17 protein-coding genes are annotated in these 20,838 nt (G+C 55.4%); 12 read left to right on the top strand and 5 right to left on the bottom strand.

Translation table 11 applies throughout. From position 1 onward, the window contains the following. Positions 1–102: 102 nt before the first annotated feature. Complete coding sequence (locus FHG12_RS02635) at positions 103–1,083, bottom strand: polyprenyl synthetase family protein (RefSeq protein WP_139514144.1); 981 nt, start codon at positions 1,081–1,083, stop codon at positions 103–105. 124 nt (positions 1,084–1,207) lie between these two features. Here FHG12_RS02635 and FHG12_RS02640 point away from each other — a divergent pair, with 124 nt between their 5' ends. The 3 genes from FHG12_RS02640 to FHG12_RS02650 all read left to right on the top strand — a co-directional run bounded on the left by FHG12_RS02640 (position 1,208) and on the right by FHG12_RS02650 (position 3,053). Continuing rightward, complete coding sequence (locus FHG12_RS02640; protein WP_139514145.1) at positions 1,208–2,080, top strand: alpha/beta hydrolase family protein; 873 nt, start codon at positions 1,208–1,210, stop codon at positions 2,078–2,080. Then, complete coding sequence (gene folK, locus FHG12_RS02645; protein ID WP_139514146.1) at positions 2,080–2,610, top strand: 2-amino-4-hydroxy-6-hydroxymethyldihydropteridine diphosphokinase; 531 nt, start codon at positions 2,080–2,082, stop codon at positions 2,608–2,610. Before FHG12_RS02640 ends, folK begins: the two co-directional genes overlap by 1 nt. A gap of 92 nt (positions 2,611–2,702) precedes the next feature. Continuing rightward, a complete protein-coding gene (locus FHG12_RS02650) occupies positions 2,703–3,053 on the top strand; it encodes a hypothetical protein (protein WP_139514147.1) in 351 nt (116 codons plus the stop codon). Between the two features lie 110 nt (positions 3,054–3,163). Here FHG12_RS02650 and fabD read toward each other — a convergent pair whose 3' ends face one another. The 3 genes from fabD to FHG12_RS02665 form a co-directional block, all read right to left on the bottom strand. After that, the gene (gene fabD / locus FHG12_RS02655) at positions 3,164–4,051 is read right to left on the bottom strand and encodes an ACP S-malonyltransferase (protein ID WP_139514148.1); all 888 of its coding nucleotides are present in this window, start codon (positions 4,049–4,051) and stop codon (positions 3,164–3,166) included. Positions 4,052–4,219: 168 nt separating this feature from the next. Continuing rightward, on the bottom strand, positions 4,220–4,531 hold the full coding sequence (locus FHG12_RS02660; protein WP_139514149.1) for a hypothetical protein: 312 nt from the start codon (positions 4,529–4,531) through the stop codon (positions 4,220–4,222). Positions 4,532–4,616: 85 nt separating this feature from the next. Further along, positions 4,617–7,442, bottom strand: coding sequence for a T9SS type B sorting domain-containing protein (locus FHG12_RS02665; protein ID WP_139514150.1), 2,826 nt, complete (start codon positions 7,440–7,442; stop codon positions 4,617–4,619). A gap of 234 nt (positions 7,443–7,676) precedes the next feature. On the opposite strand from FHG12_RS02665, the gene FHG12_RS02670 reads away from it, so the two are divergent. The 7 genes from FHG12_RS02670 (at position 7,677) to FHG12_RS02700 (ending at position 15,476) form a co-directional block, all read left to right on the top strand. After that, positions 7,677–8,444: a succinate dehydrogenase cytochrome b subunit gene (locus FHG12_RS02670; protein WP_139514151.1), complete on the top strand. Its 768-nt coding sequence runs from the start codon at positions 7,677–7,679 to the stop codon at positions 8,442–8,444. A gap of 44 nt (positions 8,445–8,488) precedes the next feature. After that, a complete protein-coding gene (locus FHG12_RS02675) occupies positions 8,489–10,402 on the top strand; it encodes a fumarate reductase/succinate dehydrogenase flavoprotein subunit (RefSeq protein ID WP_139514152.1) in 1,914 nt (637 codons plus the stop codon). A 144-nt stretch (positions 10,403–10,546) separates the two neighbouring features. Further along, positions 10,547–11,302: a succinate dehydrogenase/fumarate reductase iron-sulfur subunit gene (locus FHG12_RS02680; RefSeq protein ID WP_139517663.1), complete on the top strand. Its 756-nt coding sequence runs from the start codon at positions 10,547–10,549 to the stop codon at positions 11,300–11,302. Positions 11,303–11,408: 106 nt separating this feature from the next. Further along, the gene (locus FHG12_RS02685; RefSeq protein ID WP_139514153.1) at positions 11,409–11,936 is read left to right on the top strand and encodes an NADPH-dependent FMN reductase; all 528 of its coding nucleotides are present in this window, start codon (positions 11,409–11,411) and stop codon (positions 11,934–11,936) included. 652 nt (positions 11,937–12,588) lie between these two features. Beyond that, complete coding sequence (locus FHG12_RS02690; protein ID WP_139514154.1) at positions 12,589–13,323, top strand: MbnP family protein; 735 nt, start codon at positions 12,589–12,591, stop codon at positions 13,321–13,323. 27 nt (positions 13,324–13,350) lie between these two features. Beyond that, on the top strand, positions 13,351–14,409 hold the full coding sequence (locus tag FHG12_RS02695; protein WP_139514155.1) for a cytochrome-c peroxidase: 1,059 nt from the start codon (positions 13,351–13,353) through the stop codon (positions 14,407–14,409). A gap of 65 nt (positions 14,410–14,474) precedes the next feature. Continuing rightward, positions 14,475–15,476 (top strand): hypothetical protein, encoded by a 1,002-nt coding sequence (locus FHG12_RS02700; protein ID WP_139514156.1) that lies wholly within the window; start codon positions 14,475–14,477, stop codon positions 15,474–15,476. A 1-nt stretch (position 15,477) separates the two neighbouring features. On the opposite strand, the gene FHG12_RS02705 is transcribed toward FHG12_RS02700, so the two are convergent. Then, on the bottom strand, positions 15,478–16,755 hold the full coding sequence (locus FHG12_RS02705; protein ID WP_139514157.1) for a voltage-gated chloride channel family protein: 1,278 nt from the start codon (positions 16,753–16,755) through the stop codon (positions 15,478–15,480). A 198-nt stretch (positions 16,756–16,953) separates the two neighbouring features. Between FHG12_RS02705 and FHG12_RS02710 the strand changes: the two genes are divergently transcribed. Both FHG12_RS02710 and FHG12_RS02715 read left to right on the top strand, forming a co-directional pair. Continuing rightward, complete coding sequence (locus FHG12_RS02710) at positions 16,954–18,078, top strand: cytochrome-c peroxidase (protein WP_139514158.1); 1,125 nt, start codon at positions 16,954–16,956, stop codon at positions 18,076–18,078. 180 nt (positions 18,079–18,258) lie between these two features. Further along, positions 18,259–20,778 (top strand): outer membrane beta-barrel family protein, encoded by a 2,520-nt coding sequence (locus FHG12_RS02715; RefSeq protein WP_139514159.1) that lies wholly within the window; start codon positions 18,259–18,261, stop codon positions 20,776–20,778. The last annotated feature ends 60 nt before the right edge of the window (positions 20,779–20,838 follow it).

Genomic DNA, 20,838 nt, shown 5'->3' on the forward strand with positions numbered 1-20,838 from the left:
GTTGTCCTGGATATCCAGGACAACTCTTTTTATAATCACTTGATTATCAATTTATTACCCAATACAAGGCATTGCCTGCTGTAGCCCGATCTTACGATACCGCTACTTCTCCCGCTCGATGGTGTAGTTGATCAACTGCTCTAGCGAGGTGCGAGAGGGTGACTCTGGAAAATTGCGCAGCAACGTCAGGGCCTCGTCGCGGTAGCGTTGCATGGTAGCAATGGCGTAGTCTAGGCCACCGGATTTCTTCACGAAATCAATTACGGCTTGCACGCGGTCTTTGCGGCCGTCGTTGTTTTGCACGTTGAAAATAACGCGGCGCTTCGTGAGCCAATCGGCTTGCTGCAAGGCATATATGAGCGGCAACGTCATCTTTTTCTCTTTGATGTCGATGCCGACGGGCTTGCCGATTTCGTCGGTGCCGTAATCAAACAAGTCGTCCTTGATCTGGAAGGCAATGCCGACTTTCTCCCCAAACAGGCGGGCCCGCTCAATGGTGGCTTTGTCGGCGCCGGCCGAAGACGCTCCTACCGCGCAGCACGACGCAATCAGCGAAGCGGTTTTCTGGCGGATGATTTCGAAGTACACGTCTTCTGTGATGTCGAGGCGGCGCGCCTTTTCGATTTGCAGCAACTCGCCTTCGCTCAACTCCCGTACCGCATTCGACACGATTTTGAGCAGATCGTAGTCGTCGTGCTCCAGCGACAATAGCAGGCCTTTCGACAGCAGGTAGTCGCCGACCAGAACCGCTATCTTGTTCTTCCACAGGGCATTAATGGAAAAGAAGCCCCGGCGGTAATTCGACTCATCTACCACATCGTCGTGCACCAGCGTAGCCGTGTGCAGCAGTTCGATGAGCGCCGCGCCCCGGAAAGTAGCTTCGGGCAGTGGGTCGCCGCCGCAGATTTTGGCCGTAAAAAACACGAACATCGGCCGGATCTGCTTGCCTTTGCGCTTCACGATGTAGCCCATGATCTTGTCGAGAAGCATCACCCGGCTTTGCATGGAAGCGCGGAATTTGCGCTCAAATTCCTCCATGTCGGCCGCAATAGGGGCCTGTATTTGATCCAGGGATACTTTCATCGACGGGTAAAGGCGGTGCAATGATACGGGGCGGCGCAACGGTTTCCTAACCTCGCAGTATCCGTAGCGGTTTTAGCCTCGTACTTTCACTACGATTTGTTCACCCGCACTTTTGCTGAAGAAAATGTCCGTCGATACGTCACCTGTTGTTGTTGAGTTTCTGCTGAGCAGCACCCGCCACACCCGCCCCTTCGCCGCCGACGCTCGCTACGTGCCCACTGGCCAGCCCAAACCAGTGGTGGTGTTTGTGCACGGCTTTAAAGGCTTCAAAGACTGGGGCCATTTCAACGTGCTCGCCGACTATTTTGCCCACCACGGCTTTGTGTTCGTGAAGCTGGACCTGTCGCACAACGGCGTGGTGCCCGGCGGCACCGGCGACCTCGAGGACATGGAGGCTTTCGGTCAGAACAATTTCAGCCTGGAGCTTGACGACCTGGGCATCTTACTGGATCGCCTGCACGAGCCAAATGGTACGCCCGTTCCGGCAGCAGAAATGGATTTGTCGCGCTTGTATTTGGCGGGCCACAGCCGCGGCGGCGGGCTGGTGATGCTGAAAGCGGCCGAAGACGCACGCGTGCGGGCCGTAGCCGCTTGGGCACCCATCAACGACATCGACCAACGCTGGTCGGAGGACATCATGCGGCAGTGGAAGGAAAACGGTGTGCAGTACGTAGACAACTCGCGCACCGGCCAGCGCATGCCCATGTACTATCAATTGGTAGAAGATTATTTCGCCAACAAGCAGCGCCTCGACATTCCGCGCAACGTGCGCGAAAAGCTCCGCCAGCCCTTATTTATTATCCACGGCGATCAGGACGAAACGCTGCCAGTAGAAATGGCGCATGCCCTGAAAAGCTGGAAACCCGAAGCTGAGTTGGTGATCGTGCCGGGGGCCGGGCACATGTTCGGCGGCAAACACCCCTGGGACGAAAACCACCTCCCTGCGCAGGCGCAGGAAGTTGCCGACCGCACCATTGCCTTCTTTCGCGGGCTATAATGGCAGAAGCTAATTTTTCCACGGCTTACCTCCTGCTTGGTGGCAATCTCGGTGACCGAGCCGCCACTCTACGGACAGCTATTCAGCTGCTAAACGCGTCGGCCGGACGTGTGGTGGCGGTATCGGGAGTATACGAAACGGCGGCTTGGGGCCTAGAAGATCAGCCTGCTTTTCTCAACCAAGCCGTGCAGCTCGCAACGACCTTACGCCCCGAGCAGTTGCTGGCGGCATGTTTGCAAATAGAACAGCAAGCCGGCCGCGAGCGCCGCATCCGTTGGGGCGCCCGCACCCTCGATATTGATATCTTATTGTATGACAATGAGATAGCAGATACACCTCAGCTCCAAGTACCCCATCCGCGCCTGCCAGAACGCCGCTTTGCGTTGGTGCCGTTAGCCGAAATTGCGGCGGAAGTGCTGCATCCGGTACTGGGCAAAACCGTGGCGGAGTTGCTGGCGGAATGTGCAGATGAGTTGGAGGTAGTGCAGGTCGAGAAGAAAGTCGATAATGGTCGACTTGGCTCTCATTAAATTTGCATTTGCAAATCTGTACTCCATTGCCAGTATCAGATAACCCAATTAATTTAAAAACAAGGTTTAACTAAAAGCATGAATAGAAAAGCATGAATAGATTAGAAGGCAGGTTGAAAAAGGAATTATACTTAGACAAGTTTGTCTTCACTGGCCTCACAAATTTGAACACTGGGTTTGATGTACCTTCAATTAAATACTTTTCAGCGCTAGACTTCGAGATTGTTTTAAAACGAGTTCGACAGCTTGGCTTAGGAATTTATGGGATCGAGCCTTGGAAAAATGGTGAATATTACTGGGCTGTGACTTACGAAGAAGTTACAAATGACCCTACAGATCCTTCTTGGTATATCAAAGCGTTTGAAGATTTCAAAAAAGACGAAGAAGAATTGCAGTACGCAGCAACTTACTATATACCTGATGGGATTTTGACTGAAGAATAAACCAAAATTGCGTTGCTGGCGCACGCCAGCAGCACTACCAGGCTACGGAAACAAGAACGCCCCTCTGAAATTTTCGGAGAGGCGCTTCTTATAAAAGAAATCCCCGGCAGTTACACCGCTGCCGAACTCAACGCGGCGGCCGGAACAATCTTCTTCACCAAGCCTTGCAGCACCTTGCCGGGTCCGCATTCCACGAAATCAGTGGCGCCGTCCTGAGCCATGCGCTGCACGAGCTGCGTCCAGCGGACGGGCGCGGTGAGCTGGCGCACCAGGTTCTCGCGGATTTCGTCGGGGTCGCGGTGCGGGAGTGCGTCTACGTTTTGGTACACGGGGCAAATTCCGACCGAAAACTTGGTTGTTTCAATAGCCTGAGCCAGAGCCGCTTCCGCCGATTGCATGAGGGGCGAGTGAAACGCGCCGCCTACAGGCAGCGGCAAGGCGCGCTTGGCACCGGCGGCTTTGAGTTGCTCGCAGGCAATTTCCACGCCCCGCCGCGAACCCGAAATCACAAGTTGGCCGGGGCAGTTGAAGTTGGCAGCCACTACCACATCGCCGCCCTGGCTGATTTCGGTGCAGATGCGCACGACCACATCATCGTCGAGGCCGAGGATGGCGGCCATCGTGCCGGGCTCTACCTCGCAGGCAGTTTGCATGGCTTGAGCGCGCTGAGCTACGAGCTGCAAAGCATCTTCAAACTTGAGCACCTGCGCGGCTACCAGCGCCGAAAATTCGCCCAACGAATGTCCCGCGACCATGTCGGGCAGCAGGTCGTTCATCACGGCGGCTTGCGCTACGGAGTGCAGAAAAATGGCTGGCTGCGTGACGTTGGTTTGGCGCAAATCTTCGTCGGTGCCTTCAAACAGGATGTCGGTCAGGCGGAAGCCGAGGATGTCGTTGGCCTGATCCATAAGCCGGCGGGCGATGGGCTGCTGCTCGTAGAGGTCGCGGCCCATGCCCATAAACTGGCTGCCCTGACCGGGGAAAATGACTGCTTTCATGAAATGGAAGTATGCAGAATGGGTGGGAAACACAGATTTGGCGGATGCTTTCTGGAGGGCAGGCCGCCTGTAGTCGGAGCGCAAACTGCACAAATCGGGCGTCATGCCCAAAAGGAATTGCGTATTAGTCTCCAACGGATAATATATAACTCATTTATAATCAATTATTTATCTATATGGCCGTTGGTAGGCCGTTCCGGTGCGTTTGTCCACTACAATGAGTCCTTCACGGGGCCATGTCAGTACGTTGCGCTTGAAAAAGACCAGCCATTCGGCCGGCTCTTCCTTCACCCGAATCGAATCGAGGAAATAGTCGCCGGCTATGGGCTGTTGTTTGAGGTAGAGCGTAGCCACCTTCACGGCCTCCTGCCGGGTCTGGACAATGGCTTCGCGCCGGGATACCGAGTTATCCGGGCTTGTGTTGACGCAGCCACTGAGCGCAAACGCCAGTCCTACTACGAAAAGCAATGCCTTGACCATGTTCAAAAAAATAAGGGCGACCTACTTGGGCCGCCCTTTTATAATCCTATCTCTTTCAAAAGGTTGCGAAAGAGCAGCTTGAAGTTTAGCGGTTGATCTGCACCCAACCCTTGAAGGTTTTCTTGGTGCTCTTCAGGTCGGCAAACTCCACTTCGGCCTGGTAGTAATACATGCCTTCCGCCACGGCCGGACCGCGCCCGCCTTCGTTGGCCGTACCGCCACCGTTCCAGTTGATGAGCGGATCGGCCGAGCTTTCGTAGATCTTGACGCCCCAACGGTTGAATACCGTGAAATGCGTCCGCCGGATGGGGCTGGCGACTTTCGGGCGGAACGTGTCGTTGATGCCGTCGCCGTTGGGCGTGAAGATGTTGGGCAGCAAGAACAACAAACAGTTGTCGTTGCACACCTCGTTGCTGCGGGCGCTGGCCTGTCCGCTGGCATCGACTGCCTGCACCTGGTAGCAACCGGCCAGTGTGGTAAGGTTGCGGTGAGCATAGCTGAGCACCTTCACCGAGTCAATCTGCCGATACGACCCGCCCTGCGTAGGACTGAAGAAGATGCGGTAGAAAGCAATCTCACGGTTGCAGTTGGGCGGCAGGTTGGTGTTCAGCGTCCAGGTAAGGAAGTTGGTGTAAACCTGCGAGTTGCCTGTGGTGGCCGGCAAATTGAACAGGTTGGCGCTCAGGCTGTCGCAGTTGGTAGCCTTCAGCGAGAGCACCGGCGTACACGGCACGGGCTGCACGCACACCTGCTGGCTCAGGTTGACGAGGTTGGTGGGCAAGCCAGTCCCGTAGGTACCGGTAGTGCGCACGTAGTAACACGCCGGCTGCCCCGTCACGAACGGCCCCGGATCGGTGTAGCTGCCGCCGGTGGCAGTGCCGGTTACCGTAGCCACTTGCACAAAGTTGCCGGCCGCATCCTTGCGAAACACCACTGTTGGGCTGAGCGTGTTGTTCCACGGTACATTGTGGGTCCAGCTTAAGGCCACGCGGCCATCGGACCCAATGGTGCCCTGCGCAAATATGCTCGAAGCGGGTCCGGCCGTCTCTTTCAGCTCTGTGTTAGTGGGCGAACTACTGAAGAACTCTAGTCGGTATGTATAGCCCGTAGTAAGCGTATTGATAGGACCGTTGACGAATACTGTATCGTTCAGATTACCAGTGGTATACACCTGCGTAAACGCCGTGCTCTGGCCGGTGGCCCGCAACAAACGGTAGCCGTATGGCTGTGCAAAGCCAGCGCTACTGGTGGGCTTGGTCCACTTCACGGTGATCTGGCCGGTGGTGGCGTCGGTTTTGTCTACGGTTACGTTGGTGAGCAGCGCTGAGCGGCCCGTCAGCGTAACACAGGTTTCCTGGGAGGCAATGCTTGCCCCACCGCCCGGCAGCGGGAACACGGCATAGATGCGGTAGCAATACGTTTTGCCCCGCTCCAGGCCCTGCCCGTTGCGGTCGTCGCGAAAGGCTTGCGTAGAGGCACTCACCGCCCCGATTTGCGTATAGCCTTTGTCAGCCGGGATGCCGGTTTCGCAAGGTCCGGGGGTCCAGTTAGAAGGTCCTTCCCGACGGTAAATCAGGATCTGGCTGGCATTCTGACACACGTAGCGGTCCCAATTCAATACCGCGATGGCGCTGCCGGGCTGCAAGGTGGCTTGCAAGTTCTGCGGCGGCGGTCCCACGACCGTGATGCGCATTACTTTCTCGTCGATCAGCGACTGACTGGATTGCGCAGGTTGGTCTTCCGCTCGGAAAAGAACCTGATAGGGTTCCGAACGCACATTTTCGCACTGCGGCGTCCAGCGGAACGTACCACTAGCCTGCGGCGGACCAGTTTGGTTCTGCACAAACGTAGCCGGCGGGAAAATGCCCCCAAAAGCCGTTAAGCGTATGGCTTGCCCGTCGGGGTCGGTGGCCGTGATGGTCTGCGCCGGAATGGGGGTGCCGGCCACTACGCACAAATCGGGCGGAATGGTGATCTCGGGACGACGGTTGTTGGTGGGCACCACCGTGATCTGCATATCGCGGATGACCGTGCCTACCAATCGCGGTCGGCCGACACCCCGCCGCCATTCCTTGATGACCAAGGCCACGTTGAATTCACCTACTCTAACAGGGGAGTTCCAGACAATCTGCCCGGTACGCGAGTCCACGGTAAAGATGGCATCGGCGCCCACCACACCTGGTGGCGTGCCTGAATAAGAAACCTGCTTGCCCCCTGGCGAAGCCGACTGAGCGCTTGGGTATACAAAGCCTGGTACTACCGCGTTGCGGGGAGTGCAATCGGTAACGGCCACAACTACTGCGTTAGCGGCTTGACTAGGCATTAACTCGTACGAAAGCGAGTCACCATCGGCATCAAAAGCGCCTGGATTGTGCAAAAAGACTTGGTTGGCGCTGGCGTTGTCAATTGCGGGCGCCGTCAGAACTGGTGAGCGGTTGACGCCCAAAGCCGGGTCAATGGTAATCGTAGTAGAAATATAGAAAGTTCGGTTGCCCGGATCCGTCATGTTGAGGATCTGCGCATTCCGGTTTTCTCCTATGTAGCTGACAGTATATTGTCCCGGGGCGTTGTAAGTATGCTCGAAGTAATAAATGTTGCGAAAAACCGTGGGCGAGATCTGGGTTTTGCTGAATCGGGGCACGCCATTTTGGAGTGTGCACGTCCCGTCGCCAAAGAAGATAGTGACATCCTTTTCATCAACATTGGATACCAGATTAGTCGCCTGATACAGCACCATTTTGAAAAACACACGGCGCGGGTTGGGATTGGCCGTCGTATCGGATTTAGCTTGAATGTCACCCGCCCGGATGTGCGAGGCCTGAGCAGCTGGGGTAAGCCCGAACAAGACCACTGCATTCACCAAAAGCACCAGTAACAGCCGCCCGATGTAATTAGGTAGCGGAAGGTTCATAGAATCACTAAGTTGAAAAGCAATAGTTGAGAAGAAGAAGGTAGGTAAAATTCCTTCGGACACCTAACAAAAATCCAGACCGCTAGGTTAGGTACTTATCCTGCACTTCTAACGGGTATGGCAATGGATAGATTCACTGTAGAGTAAACGTCCAGACCAGATTGTTTCGTACATGGGTGGCATGTACCTTTGACCAATACATCTGACCTACCCAAACCCCTTTTAGTTGCTTTTATGAGTTGGATTAGTAAAACGTTTTCCAGCAGCATCGGCCGCAAGATCATCATGTCACTAACGGGCTTATTTCTCTGCTCGTTTCTGCTCGTGCACCTGCTCATCAACCTGCAAATGCTTCGCCACGACGGGGGTGCAACGTTTAATTTTTGGGCTGAATTTATGGGCACCAACCCCGTGATTCGCTTTATGGAGATCATCCTAATGCTGGGTTTGGCGCTCCACTCGTACCAAGGGTTGGCTTTGGCTCTTAAAAACAAGAAAGCCCGTGGTGCTCAGGGATATGTAGTTAATCATCCGGAGCAGAATTCGCAGTGGTCTTCGCGCAACATGGCGCTGCTAGGTACCCTGCTGCTCATCTTCCTGATCGTGCATCTGATGAACTTCTGGGTTCGCTCCCGCTTCGACGCAATGGGAGGCTTGGCCGAAGTGAAAGTTCCGAACCTCGACCACCCCGTAGGCGACCTGTATTCGGTAGCCGCGGCCTCATTCAAAATTCCTTGGTACGTAGCACTTTACGCTGCGGCCCAGCTGGCTTTGGGTTACCACTTGTGGCATGGCTTCCGCAGCGGTTTCCAAACTTTGGGGCTCAATCATCGCAAGTACTCGCCTGCTATCCGCAGCGTGGGTTACACTTTCGCAGTGGTTGTGTCTTTGCTTTTCGCTGTGATTCCGGTTGTCATGTTTTTTAGCTCGGAATATCAGCCACGGCCTGCTACCGGTAACACCGTGGAGCAGTCGCTCAGCGCCATCACCCACGTGCGCTAGCCCACTTAACCTGATTGACCGCCCAACCCTCTATTTTTTATCCAATGACACTGGACTCAAAAATCCCTGAAGGACCCTTAGCCGAAAAGTGGGACAACCATAAGTTCAACGTGAAGCTCGTCAACCCCGCCAACAAGCGGAAGTACGACATCATTGTGGTGGGCACAGGCTTGGCTGGCGCTTCGGCAGCAGCTTCGCTGGCCGAGCTAGGCTACAATGTGAAGGCCTTCACATACCATGATTCGCCACGGCGCGCGCACTCGATTGCGGCGCAAGGTGGCATCAACGCAGCTAAAAACTACCAGAACGACGGCGACTCAGTCTTCCGTCTGTTCTATGACACCATCAAAGGCGGTGACTACCGCGCTCGCGAGGCCAACGTGTATCGCTTGGCGCAGGTATCGGTGAATATCATCGACCAGTGCGTGGCGCAGGGTGTGCCGTTTGCCCGCGAATACGGCGGACTGCTGGCCAACCGCTCTTTCGGGGGTGCACAGGTAAGCCGGACGTTCTACGCACGTGGCCAAACTGGTCAGCAGTTGTTGCTCGGTGCTTACTCGGCCCTCTCCCGGCAGGTTGCCTATGGAAAGGTAAAGATGTACACCCGCAGCGAAATGCTTGATTTAGTGGTAGTTGACGGGCAAGCCCGCGGCATTATCACGCGTAACCTCATTACGGGGGAAATCCAGACGCATGCGGCGCACGCCGTGGTGCTGGCTACGGGCGGCTACGGCAACGTATTCTACCTAAGCACCAACGCGAAGTATTGCAACGTTACGGCTTCGTGGCGGGCGCACAAGAAGGGAGCTTTCTTTGCTAACCCGTGCTTCACCCAGATTCACCCTACCTGCATTCCGGTGTCGGGCGATTACCAGTCGAAGCTGACGCTGATGTCGGAATCGCTGCGCAACGACGGCCGCGTGTGGGTACCCAAAGCCAAAGGCGACAAGCGCGACCCGCGCCAGATTCCGGAGGAAGAACGCGACTACTTCTTGGAGCGCAAATACCCGGCTTTTGGTAACCTCGTACCCCGTGACGTGGCCTCCCGCAATGCCAAACTCATGTGCGACGAAGGTCGTGGCGTGGGCACAACGGGCTTGGCAGTATACCTCGATTTCGGCGACGTTATTAAGCGCGAAGGGGCCGACAAGGTGAGCCAGAAGTACGGCAACCTGTTTGAGATGTACGAGAAGATCACGGGCGAAAACCCATATGAGCTTCCTATGCGCATCTATCCGGCGGTGCACTACACCATGGGTGGTCTGTGGGTTGACTATAACCTGCAAACGACCATTCCTGGCCTTTACGCTACGGGCGAGTGCAACTTCTCCGATCACGGTGCCAACCGACTCGGTGCTTCGGCTCTGATGCAAGGATTGGCTGATGGCTATTTCGTAATCCCTTATACCATAGGCGATTACCTAGCCAAGACGCCACCCGTTCCGGTTACGACGCAGCACCCTGCATTTGCCGAAGCCGAAGCTTTCGTACGGCAGCGCACGGAAAAGCTGCTGAGCATCAAGGGCAACCGCACGCCCAACGAGTTCCACAAAGCGCTGGGCCACATTATGTGGGAATACTGCGGCATGGCGCGCAATGCCGAGGGCTTGCAGCACGCCAAGCGTGAAATTCAGAAGCTGCGGCAGGAATTCTGGCAGGATTTGAAGCTAACCGGCACCAACGAAGAGCTAAATCAGATGTTGGAAAACGCTGGCCGCGTTGCCGACTTCATCGAACTAGGTGAGCTGATGGTAGACGACGCCCTGCACCGCAACGAAAGCTGCGGCGGCCACTTCCGCGAGGAATACCAGACGCCCGAAAACGAGGCTTTGCGCGACGACGAGAATTTTGCTTACGTAGCGGCTTGGGAGTATACGGGTGATAATCAGCCCGAAAGACTGAACAAAGAAGAACTTGAATTCGAAAACGTAAAGCTCACGCAGCGCAGCTATAAATAAAGGAATGAGGAATGAGGAGTTAAGAATGAAGAAACTATGTTGTGTTCTCAGCCTTAGCTCCTACTTTCTGTCTAATTCTTCATTCTTCCTTCTTGATTCCTCATTCAAAATAAAATGGCTGGAAATAACCCGAATGCCAAACCCATGAACCTTACCCTGAAGGTGTGGCGGCAGAAAAACCGCAACGCTGAAGGGCGCATTGTGGAATATCAAGTGAAAGACATTTCGCCCGAAATGTCGTTTCTGGAAATGTTGGACGTGCTCAACGAAGATCTCCTCCACAAAGGAGATGAGCCAGTAGCATTCGACCACGACTGCCGCGAAGGAATCTGCGGCTCGTGCAATCTGTTTATCAATGGCCGTGCGCACGGCCCGGAGAAAGGCACTACTACCTGCCAGCTCCACATGCGCAAGTTCCACGACGGCGACACCATCACAATTGAGCCTTGGCGCGCCAATGCGTTCCCGGTAAATCGTGATCTAAGCGTCGATCGCTCGGCTTTCGACCGCATCATTCAGGCCGGCGGCTACGTGAGCGTGAACACTGGCGGCGCCCCCGACGGCAACGAAATTCCGATTCCGAAAGATATTGCGGATCGTGCTTTCGAAGCAGCTACCTGCATCGCGTGCGGCGCCTGCGTGGCGGCCTGCAAAAACGCTTCGGCTATGCTGTTTGTATCGGCAAAGGTTTCGCAGCTGGCATTGCTGCCTCAGGGCCATGCCGAGCGCAAAACTCGCGTTGAGAACATGGTAGCTCAGATGGATAAGGAAGGATTCGGTGCCTGCTCCAACATCGGCCAGTGTGCTGCCGAGTGTCCGGTGGGGATTTCGCTGGAAAATATCGCTATTCTGAACCGCGAATTTATCAGCGCCAAAGCGACCTCGAATAACCTCTCGTAGAGTTTGCGGTTTACGCACTACTGAAAAGCGAACTGGTAATCCGGTTCGCTTTTTTGTTGGTAAGAAGCACTACTCCCGCCCTTTCTTCATCTCTCATCGCCTTAGCATGATTACCATCATTGCCGGTACCAATCGGCCAAACTCTCGGGCTCGCCGTATTGCCAATGTATATGCGCACCTTCTGGCCGAACTCGGCGCCGAACATCAGATACTGGATCTGCTGGAGCTGCCCATCGATTTTGCCACGTCGGCGTTATATGCCAATACAGGCAAGCATGAAGAGTTTAACCGCTTAGTGCAACTTGCCAGCTCAGCCGACAAACTGGTATTTGTAGTTCCCGAATACAATTGCTCCTTTCCGGGCGTACTCAAAACATTCATCGACGGCTTGCCCTACCCCGGTGGCATCCGGGGGAAGAAAGCCGCTTTGGTGGGTCTTTCGACGGGCACGCAGGGCGGCATTCTGGCGCTCAATCATCTTACCGACGTGCTGATGTACCTCGGCACGACAGTGTTGCCTACCCGCATGCGCCTGCCCTTGGTTGACCAATACCTGACCGAGGAAGGCGAGCTTCAGCACGACTTATACAAGCAACTACTACGCGAGCAGGCTGCAGAGTTGCTGGCCTTTTAAATCGAAAAATCCAATTTCTGGCGAACGTCGTATCTGGGTGACGGCTGTGCAAAGTACTTGATGCCAGAAAATGATGCGCAGCTAGTACCTTTGCTCTATTCCGCTTTTAGCCGTTCGTTGTGAACCGATTGCTCGCTGGTTTTCTAACTGCCCTTATTCTACTCCAGACGTTTAGCCGGGAGCTGTTGGTAGTGGATTATCAGGTGCACAAGGAGCGTATTACGCAACTCTTTTGCGTGAACAAAAGCCGACCGCAGCTTCATTGCAATGGCAAGTGCCACTTAGCCAAGAAGTTGCGCAAGGCAGCAGAAAACGAAAGCAAAGCCCCAGCCGCTGGTTTTGCCAAGGTTAAGTTTGAAGCACTCCCGCTGGTGCGCTTTGCTTTCAGGGCGCCAATCGGTTGGCCGCGCACGCGGGCCATACGCTTCGCGCCTTTGGCCGCCGCACGATGTGCTTTCAGGCCGGCAAACAGCATCTTCCACCCGCCCGCTCAAGGTTGAAATTCAGCGAAGTCTTTGGCGTGTACCCACGGCACAAAGACGAAGTGTCAACTACAGATTTGATAGTTGATGTATCTGCTTGCATTTCAATTACTTAACTAGGTCTTATCAAAATGCTTTTACCTAAGCTTTGGCTTTTTATTACTTCCTTTTTGTGCGCGACTGTTTTGCTTAGCAGTTGCGGCGACAAAGACAACAGCTCCCCCGCTACCGAAACAGGCACGCTGGACTTGGAAATGGAGCATATTGTGGGCACGCAAGCGCTGGAACTGAATCGTGCTACGCCCTATACTACGACGGCCGGCGATCAGTTTAAGGTCACAACCTTTAATTATTACATTTCCAACATCAAGCTTAAGAAAGCCGATGGCACTGAATACGTGCAGCCGGATAGCTATTACTTGGTGAAGGAATCCATTGCGAATTCAAAGCGCCTTACGCTCGACAAAATACCTGTGGGCGATTACACGGGCATCACGTTCACCATCGGCGTGGACAGCGCGCGCAACGTGGCCGGCGCCCAGATGGGCGCTCTCGACCCTAGCAACAACATGTTCTGGGACTGGAATTCGGGCTACATTTTCCTGAAAATGGAGGGCACATCCGACCAAGCGCCTTCTAAAAGTTTGATCTTCCACGTGGGCGGCTTCAAGAAGCCTTATAATGCTATTCGAACTGTATCGCCGTCGCTGAACGGCAAAACGGTGTTGGTCCGCACCGACCACAGCCCGGAAATGCACTTTCACGTGGATTTGCTGAAGCTCTTTACCGGTATTCGTTTCGCCGATGCCAGTAGCAACAGCCACAGCGCCGGCCCCAGTGCAGTGCGGATAGCCGACAACTATGCGGCGGGCATGTTTACGGTCGATCACATCCACGCCAACTAGCTTTTCCTACCATCTAACTGCAGGAAGATGAAAAGGACGCTGACGGCGTCGCTGGCCTTCTGGGGGCTGGCGGGGCTGCTCGTAGCGAGCTGCCAATCGGAGGCAGAAGTAGCGCCCTCAGAAGCGGTGCCCGGCTCCGTATTGCCCGCTAATTTTCCGGCCCCGGCCTACGCTCTGGACCAAAACCCGCCGAGCCGAGAGGCATTTGAGCTGGGACGGATCTTGTTTTACGAGCCGATGTTATCGCGCGATGGATCGGTTTCGTGCGGCAGTTGTCACCAACAGTTCGTGGCCTTTGCCAACGCCGATCACCGGGTTAGCCACGGCGTAGCCGGCCGCTTGGGCACCCGCAATGCGCCGGCTTTGCAGAACCTGCGGTGGAAGCGCGACTTCTTCTGGGATGGTGGGCCCAAAAACCTCGAAACGTTGCCGCTGGCACCCCTTACCAACCCTTTGGAAATGGACGAAACGCTCGAAAACGTGTTGCACAAGCTCAACAATATCACCGAGTATCAGCAGCGCTTTTTCAAGCTTTACGGAAGGCAGCCCATTGATTCATACCAATTTTTGCGTACGCTGGCCCAGTTTACGGCCGGCCTGACTTCTGCAAACTCGCGCTACGATCAGTATGTGCGCCACGAGCCGGGTGGCGAGCTCACTGCGGCCGAGTTGCGCGGCCGCGCCGTGTTAGCGCAGAAATGCGCTGCGTGCCACAGCACCGATCTGTTCACCGACGATTCGTTTCACAACAATGGCCTCGACCGCCAGTTTGCGACGGACTCGGGGCGGGCGCACGTCACGGCGGTGCGCGCTGATGTTGGGCTTTTTAAGGTGCCTTCGCTGCGCAATGTGGCCCAGACGGCGCCCTACATGCACGACGGCCGCTTTCAAACCCTGGCTCAAGTGCTAGAACATTACGACCACGGCGTGGTCGAATCCCCCACCCTCGACCCAATCCTGCGCCGCTCCGATGGGCAACTAGGCATTCCGCTTACCAGACAAGAAAAAAGCGACCTAGTTGCCTTTTTCAACACCCTCACCGATCAAGAATTTTTAAAGGACAAGCGCTTGTCAGAGCGGCCTTAAACATTGAAAACCTCACACAAATAAATTTCACAAGTATTTAATAATCAGGTACTTACACAAAAGTAATGAAAAGGATTTTACTTATTCTAGGCTTGAGCTTAGGCCTGCTTCTGCCAACCCAGGCCTGCGACATATGCGGCTGCTTCATGGGCATTACGCCCTACGACAACCAAAGCGGCGTTTCGCTTATGCACCGCTACCGCATTTTCAACGGCTACCAGGATTACGGACAGAGTTCGAAGTTCTTTCCGGGCGGCGTCCGGCCTTTTTTTCCTTCTCACCTCAACAGCGACAACGGCTACGAACACGAGCACCACGGTGATCCTACTGATTATGAGGCGTTTCGGGTGCTGGAGTTGCGCGGTAAATATTTCATGTCGCAGCGCGTGGAAGTGAATGCATTTGTGCCTTTCGTGATGAATACCTCGCAGATCAACAGCAAGCAGTTCAACGCTTCCGGCATCGGCGACATGACGGTTTTTGCCGGCTATCACCTGATTCGGGCCATCGAAACGGCGGGCGTGCAAAGCCGGCTGATCGTGGGTGGAGGCGTGAAACTACCCACTGGCAATTTCCGCCAAGTGAGCGCCGACGGGCATCGCTATCCGCTGCTCAACCAGGTAGGCACCGGCACCACCGACGGTTTTGTGTACGCCAACTACATCGGCAGCTTCCATAATGTGGGCTTGAGCGTCAATTCCAGCTACCGCCGCTCGACGCGCAATGCGTTTGAAAATAGCCTGGCGCCCAGCACGACCACGTTCGCGAGCCTGTTTTACCGGTTGCCGTTGGGCACCAATTGGCAGGTGTATCCGTCGGCGCAGTTTTTCTACGAAAAGACGAAAGGCGAAATGCTGGAAGGCCACCTCACCGGCGAACACGCCATGAACAATGCCCTGCTCGGCCCCGGCCTCGATGTTTATTACAAAAACCTTTCGCTGAATGCGAGCGTGCAGCTACCCGTGTACACCGGCGCCACCGACCACCCGGCCAGCGCTGGGCGCATGGTGCTGGCCGTAGGCTACAGCTTCAACCAGACTAAATATTTGTTTAAGCGCAAATCGTAGGCTAATGCAAATCGCGCAGGCGTTTGCCTTGCTGGCGCACCCATAGTCCGTGCTTACTCTGCCCAATCATCTGGGCAGAGTAAATGCCGCGGTGACCCGAAAACAGATAGCTCACCACGCAGGCCAGCCCCACGTACAGGCCGCACTCGTGGCCAAACAGCTCGACGGCCATAAACGTGCAGGCCAGCGGCGTATTGGCTGCGCCGGCAAACACCGCCACAAACCCCATGCCCGCCAGCAACGGCATGGGCAGCGGCAAGGCGCCCGAAAGCGCGTTGCCAAGCGTAGCGCCCACGAAAAACAACGGCGTCACCTCGCCACCTTTAAAGCTGGCCCCGAGCGTAAGTGCCGTCAGCAAGATCTTGAGCGCGAAGGCGTAACCAGACACGGGTTCCCAAAAAGACTGTACGATAGTCGGTATGCCCAACCCGATGTAGCGCGTTGTGCCCAGCGCCCAAACTAGCAGCGCGACCAGCACCCCTCCTACTGCCGGCCGCAAAGGCGGCCACGCAATGTAGCGCTTGAATAAGCGCCCGACGGCATGCGTAGCCACGCCAAACAGCCGTCCGGCCAACCCAAACGCAATACCCGCCGCCGCCGCGCTAAGCAGTCCAGTTATGCTGTAAGTCGGGGCGTGCAACAACGGATAGTGCGTATGGCCCACGCCCCAGGCCCGCGTAACGTAATCGGCACAAATGGCGGCCAAAAAACTGGGCAGAATGGCATCGTAGCGCAAGCGGCCAATCAGGAATACTTCCAGGCCAAACACCGCACCCGCCAGCGGCGTCCCGAATACGGATGCAAAACCTGCGCTAATGCCCGCGATGAGCAGCAGGTTACGATCGCGTGCATGCAGGCGGAAGAGCTTGGTCAGTTGGTCGGCCAGGGCGGCGCCCATTTGCACGGCCGTGCCTTCTCGCCCCGCCGAACCACCAAAAAAGTGCGTAAGTAGCGTTCCGAGTAGCACCAGCGGTGCCATGCGCAGGGGTACTACAGCTTTGGGCGAGTGAATTTCGTCGAGCAGCAGGTTGTTGCCGCCTTCCACACTCCGGCCCAAATAATGGTAGAGCAGCCCCACTAGCAAGCCGCCCACCGGCAGCAAAGCAATAATCCAGAGGTGCGACTCGCGCCACTGCGTCACCCAGTCGAGCGCTACCAAAAAGCCTGCCGAGGCCGTACCCGCCAACGCGCCTACCACCGCACAAATGGCCAACCAGCGCACCGCAAACAGCAGCAGAGGCCGGTACTCGGCCAGCAAAGCAGTAAAATATCGGCTCATGGACGAGCAAGTTGCAGAACACCGATGTAATTATCTGGAGCCGTTGGGCGTTGCAAGAAAAGAATACTTTTAAGGCCCAGAAGGCATTTATGTAATTTATTGATTATCAATACTTTATATTTTAGCGAAATCAACAACAATTCGTGCAAAACACGAAGTTTTGGTACCTTAAAGCTGGCTTGAGCCACTTTCCTTTCTATGATCGTCACTGCTAGGTTGTTGCGTTGGGGATTGCTGGCTCCTTGGGGCGTGGCGCTGGCGCTCAGCGCCTGCACGTCCAAAGGAACGGAGGAGCCCGCGCCGGACCTCGGAACGGCTCCTACTCCTTACAGCTTGGTACTGCCGGCCAAATTCCCACCGGCTGCCATTCCCGCCGACAACGCGCTCACCGAAGAAGGCGTGGCGTTGGGGCGGATGCTGTTTTACGAGCCCCGCTTATCGCGCGACAACACGATGTCGTGCGGCAGTTGCCACCAGCAAAGCAAGGGTTTCACCGATGGCCGCGCGCACGCGTTGGGCGTCGATGGCACGCCGCACCCGCGCGGGGCCATGTCGCTAACGAATGTGCTGTGGGAACCACAACTTAACTGGGACGGCGCCGCCACTAGTCTGGAAACGCAAGCGCGCATTCCCATCGAAAATACCATCGAACTGCACCAGCCGCTTGCCGACGGCGTGCGCAAGCTGCAAGCAACGACCACATACCCCCCGCTTTTCAAGAAAGCTTTCGGAACGCAGGAAATCAGCGAGCAGAACGTCCTGAAAGCGCTGGCCCAATTTGAGCGCACGCTGATTTCGGCTGATTCGCGCTTCGACCGCTACAACAACGGCGAGCGCACGGCCCTCAGCCGCGAAGAAGTGCAGGGCCTCGTGCTGTTTACCACCCATCCCGATCCGAACCAAAACCTGCGCGGCGCCAACTGCTTTCACTGCCACGGCGCCCCATTGTTTACGGCCCGTGATTTCTTCAACAACGGCCTCGACCTGAGCTTCGCCGACCAAGGCCGGGGCGCCGTTACGGGCCAAAGCTTCGACAAAGGCAAGTTCCGAGCGCCTTCCCTGCGTAATATCGCCCTGACGGCGCCCTACATGCACGACGGCCGCTTCCAGACCCTGGCAGAAGTGCTGGACCACTACAGCGAACACGTCGAGCGGGCCAGCCCCAACATCGACCCGAATATGCTGGACGGCACCAACGTTCCGTTTGGCACGCAGCTCAACCTTACCGCTACCGAGAAAGCTCAGGTCGTAGCATTCCTGCACGCCCTCACCGACTCCACATTTATCCAAGACAAACGGTTTTCAGATCCGTTCAAACCGTAATTAACATTTTGATAATCAATTATTTATCTTTAATATAGATAATTGCTCGTTATTTATATTCTGCCTTTCTAATACTTTTGCCTGCCGCGCAACCGTTAGGGCAAAAGCTCGTCCGTTTGTTACGTTTATCTGCTGGCTCGGCTTGTTGTTATCGTTTTATAATTTCTCCTCTACCCTTTAATGAAACATCCTTTACTACTGCTCATGCTACTGAGCAGCACAGGTAGCCTGCGTGCCGTCGCGCAAACTACACCGTCTGCTTCCCGACCTACTTTATCCACTCTTCCGACGGCAAAAGGCAACGGCCGACTTACGGGCACGGTCGTCAATGCCAAGAACAACCAACCGGTGGAATATGCCACGGTGGCGCTGCTCGACAAGGCCACGGACAAGCCGCTTGATGGTGGCGTCTGCGATGAAAAAGGCCATTTTTCGCTGACTAAAATTGCGGCGGGCGACTACAAAATCAGCATCAGCTTTGTTGGCTTCCAATCCAAAGTAATTGACAATGTGCGCGTTGCTGATGCCGACGCGACCGTCAACCTAGGCCAGATCAGCTTAACGCCGAGCGTACAGCAGTTGAAGGAAGTAAAGGTAACCGGCGAGCGTGAGTTGGTCGAAAACAAGGTCGACCGCATCGTATACAACGCCGAAAAAGACATCACCAATACCGGTGGCACCGCCGCCGACGTGCTTCGCAAAGTTCCGCTCCTGACCGTTGATCTCGATGGCAACGTGCAGATGCGGGGCTCTTCCAACTTGCGCGTGCTCATCAACAACAAGCCCTCGACCATTGTAGCCGCGTCGGTGGCCGATGCCTTACGCCAGATTCCAGCCGATCAGATTAAATCGGTGGAGGTAATCACTTCGCCTTCAGCCAAATACGATGCCGAAGGAACGGGGGGTGTTCTCAATATCATTCTGAAGAAAAATAGCTTGCCCGGCGTCAATGGGTCGGTGGGCGCCTCAGCAGGCACGCGGAGCAGCAACCTGAACACCAACCTCAATGCCCGGCGTGAGAAATTCGGGCTGAATGCCAACGCAGGTTCCTATCTGTTCTACAACCGCGGGCGCGGTGAAACGGCCCGCACCACGTATCTACCTAATAACCTAGAGGCTTCGCTAGAGCAAACCAGCACCAGCCGCACAAACGGCGCCAGCCTGTATGGCCAATTGGGCTTCGACTACGACCTGACCGCCAAGGACGCGTTCTCGCTGAGCGGCCGCGGCAACCTGTTCCGGTTCCGCAACACCTCCGACCAGTTTTCAGCCTATACGTCTCCGCTCACGCCCAGCGACGTGTACGACCGCGATGTGGCCAACCGCAACCAAAACCGCAACATCGACCTCAATTTCGGCTACACGCGCACGATGAAGCCGCGTCAAGAGCTGAGTTTGCTGGCGCTCTACAGCATCAGCAAAGGCAACTCCGACTACGGCCTCGACCAGTTTCGGGACCAAACCCGGCTGGATTATCGCGAGAAAAGCTTCAACGACAACCGTAACCGCGAAGCGACGCTGCAAGCCGATTACATGCAGCCCGTGGACAGCACCGGCACGCTGGAAATCGGGACCAAAATGATTCTGCGCGACGTAGGCAGCGATTATCAGATTCTGGCCGACAGCCTGAAAGGCACTGGTTATTTGCTGATTCCGTCGCGCACCAACGAGTTTCGCTACCAGCAAAACGTGTATGCGGGCTACCTGACGTATGCGTTCACCTGGCAGAAAGTGTACACTTTCAAGGCAGGCGGGCGCCTGGAAAACACCCACATCAACGGCGATTTTCTGACCAGTGATGCTACCGTGAGCCAGTCGTACACCAACTTTGTGCCGAGCGTAATGGCCGCGCGGGATTTCGGAAAAACCAAAAACCAAAAGCTGAAGCTTAGCTACTCGCGCCGCATTCAGCGGCCGAATATCTATTTTCTGAACCCGTACGTCAACACCCAAGATCGGCGCAACGTCCGGTCGGGAAACCCCGAGCTGAATCCGGAACTAACAAACTCGTACGAACTGGGCTACAGCACCTATTTCAAAACGTCGTCTATCAACGCCTCGGCCTATTGGCGCCAGACGAACAACGCCATCGAGCAGATTTCGCAGACGGTGCCCAGTACCACGTTTTTCCCCGATGATCCGGCCGGTAGCACGTTGCTTTACAGCACGTTCCAGAACGTAGCCCGCAACGCCAATTACGGCCTGAACCTATACGGCTCAACCAAAGTGCTGACTAAAGTAACCGTCAACGGAAGCGTCAATGGCTACTACCAAGTCGTGCGTAGCGCGGCGCTCAACACCACCAATCGCGGCCTGATGTTCAATGGCAACCTGTCCACCTCGTGGCAGATCGGCAAGGGTTATAGTGCTCAGTTCAACGGGTTTATGAGTTCGCGCACCGTCACGCTACAAGGGCGCTCGTCGGGGTTCCGCTATTATGCTTTGGCCATGAAGAAGGAATTATTCGAGAAGAAAGGCAGCCTGACGTTGAATCTGGAAAACCCTTTTGGCCAGGCACTTGTATTTCGTAACTCGCTTGCTACCGATCAGTTTCGCTCGTTCAGCAACAATTATTACTACAACCGCTCTGTGCGGCTGAGCTTCAATTATCAATTTGGCAAAGCGGACAACCGGCCAAACCGTCCGAAGAAAAGCATCCAAAACGACGACCAGAAGCAAGGTGCCAGTAGCCAGCAATAGCGGGGCGCGCTTGCACAGGCGGTTAAGATTTTCTTTCGCTTATTCGCAATAACTCCTTTG

The sequence above is a fragment of the Hymenobacter jejuensis genome, from assembly GCF_006337165.1.
GTDB lineage: Bacteria > Bacteroidota > Bacteroidia > Cytophagales > Hymenobacteraceae > Hymenobacter > Hymenobacter jejuensis.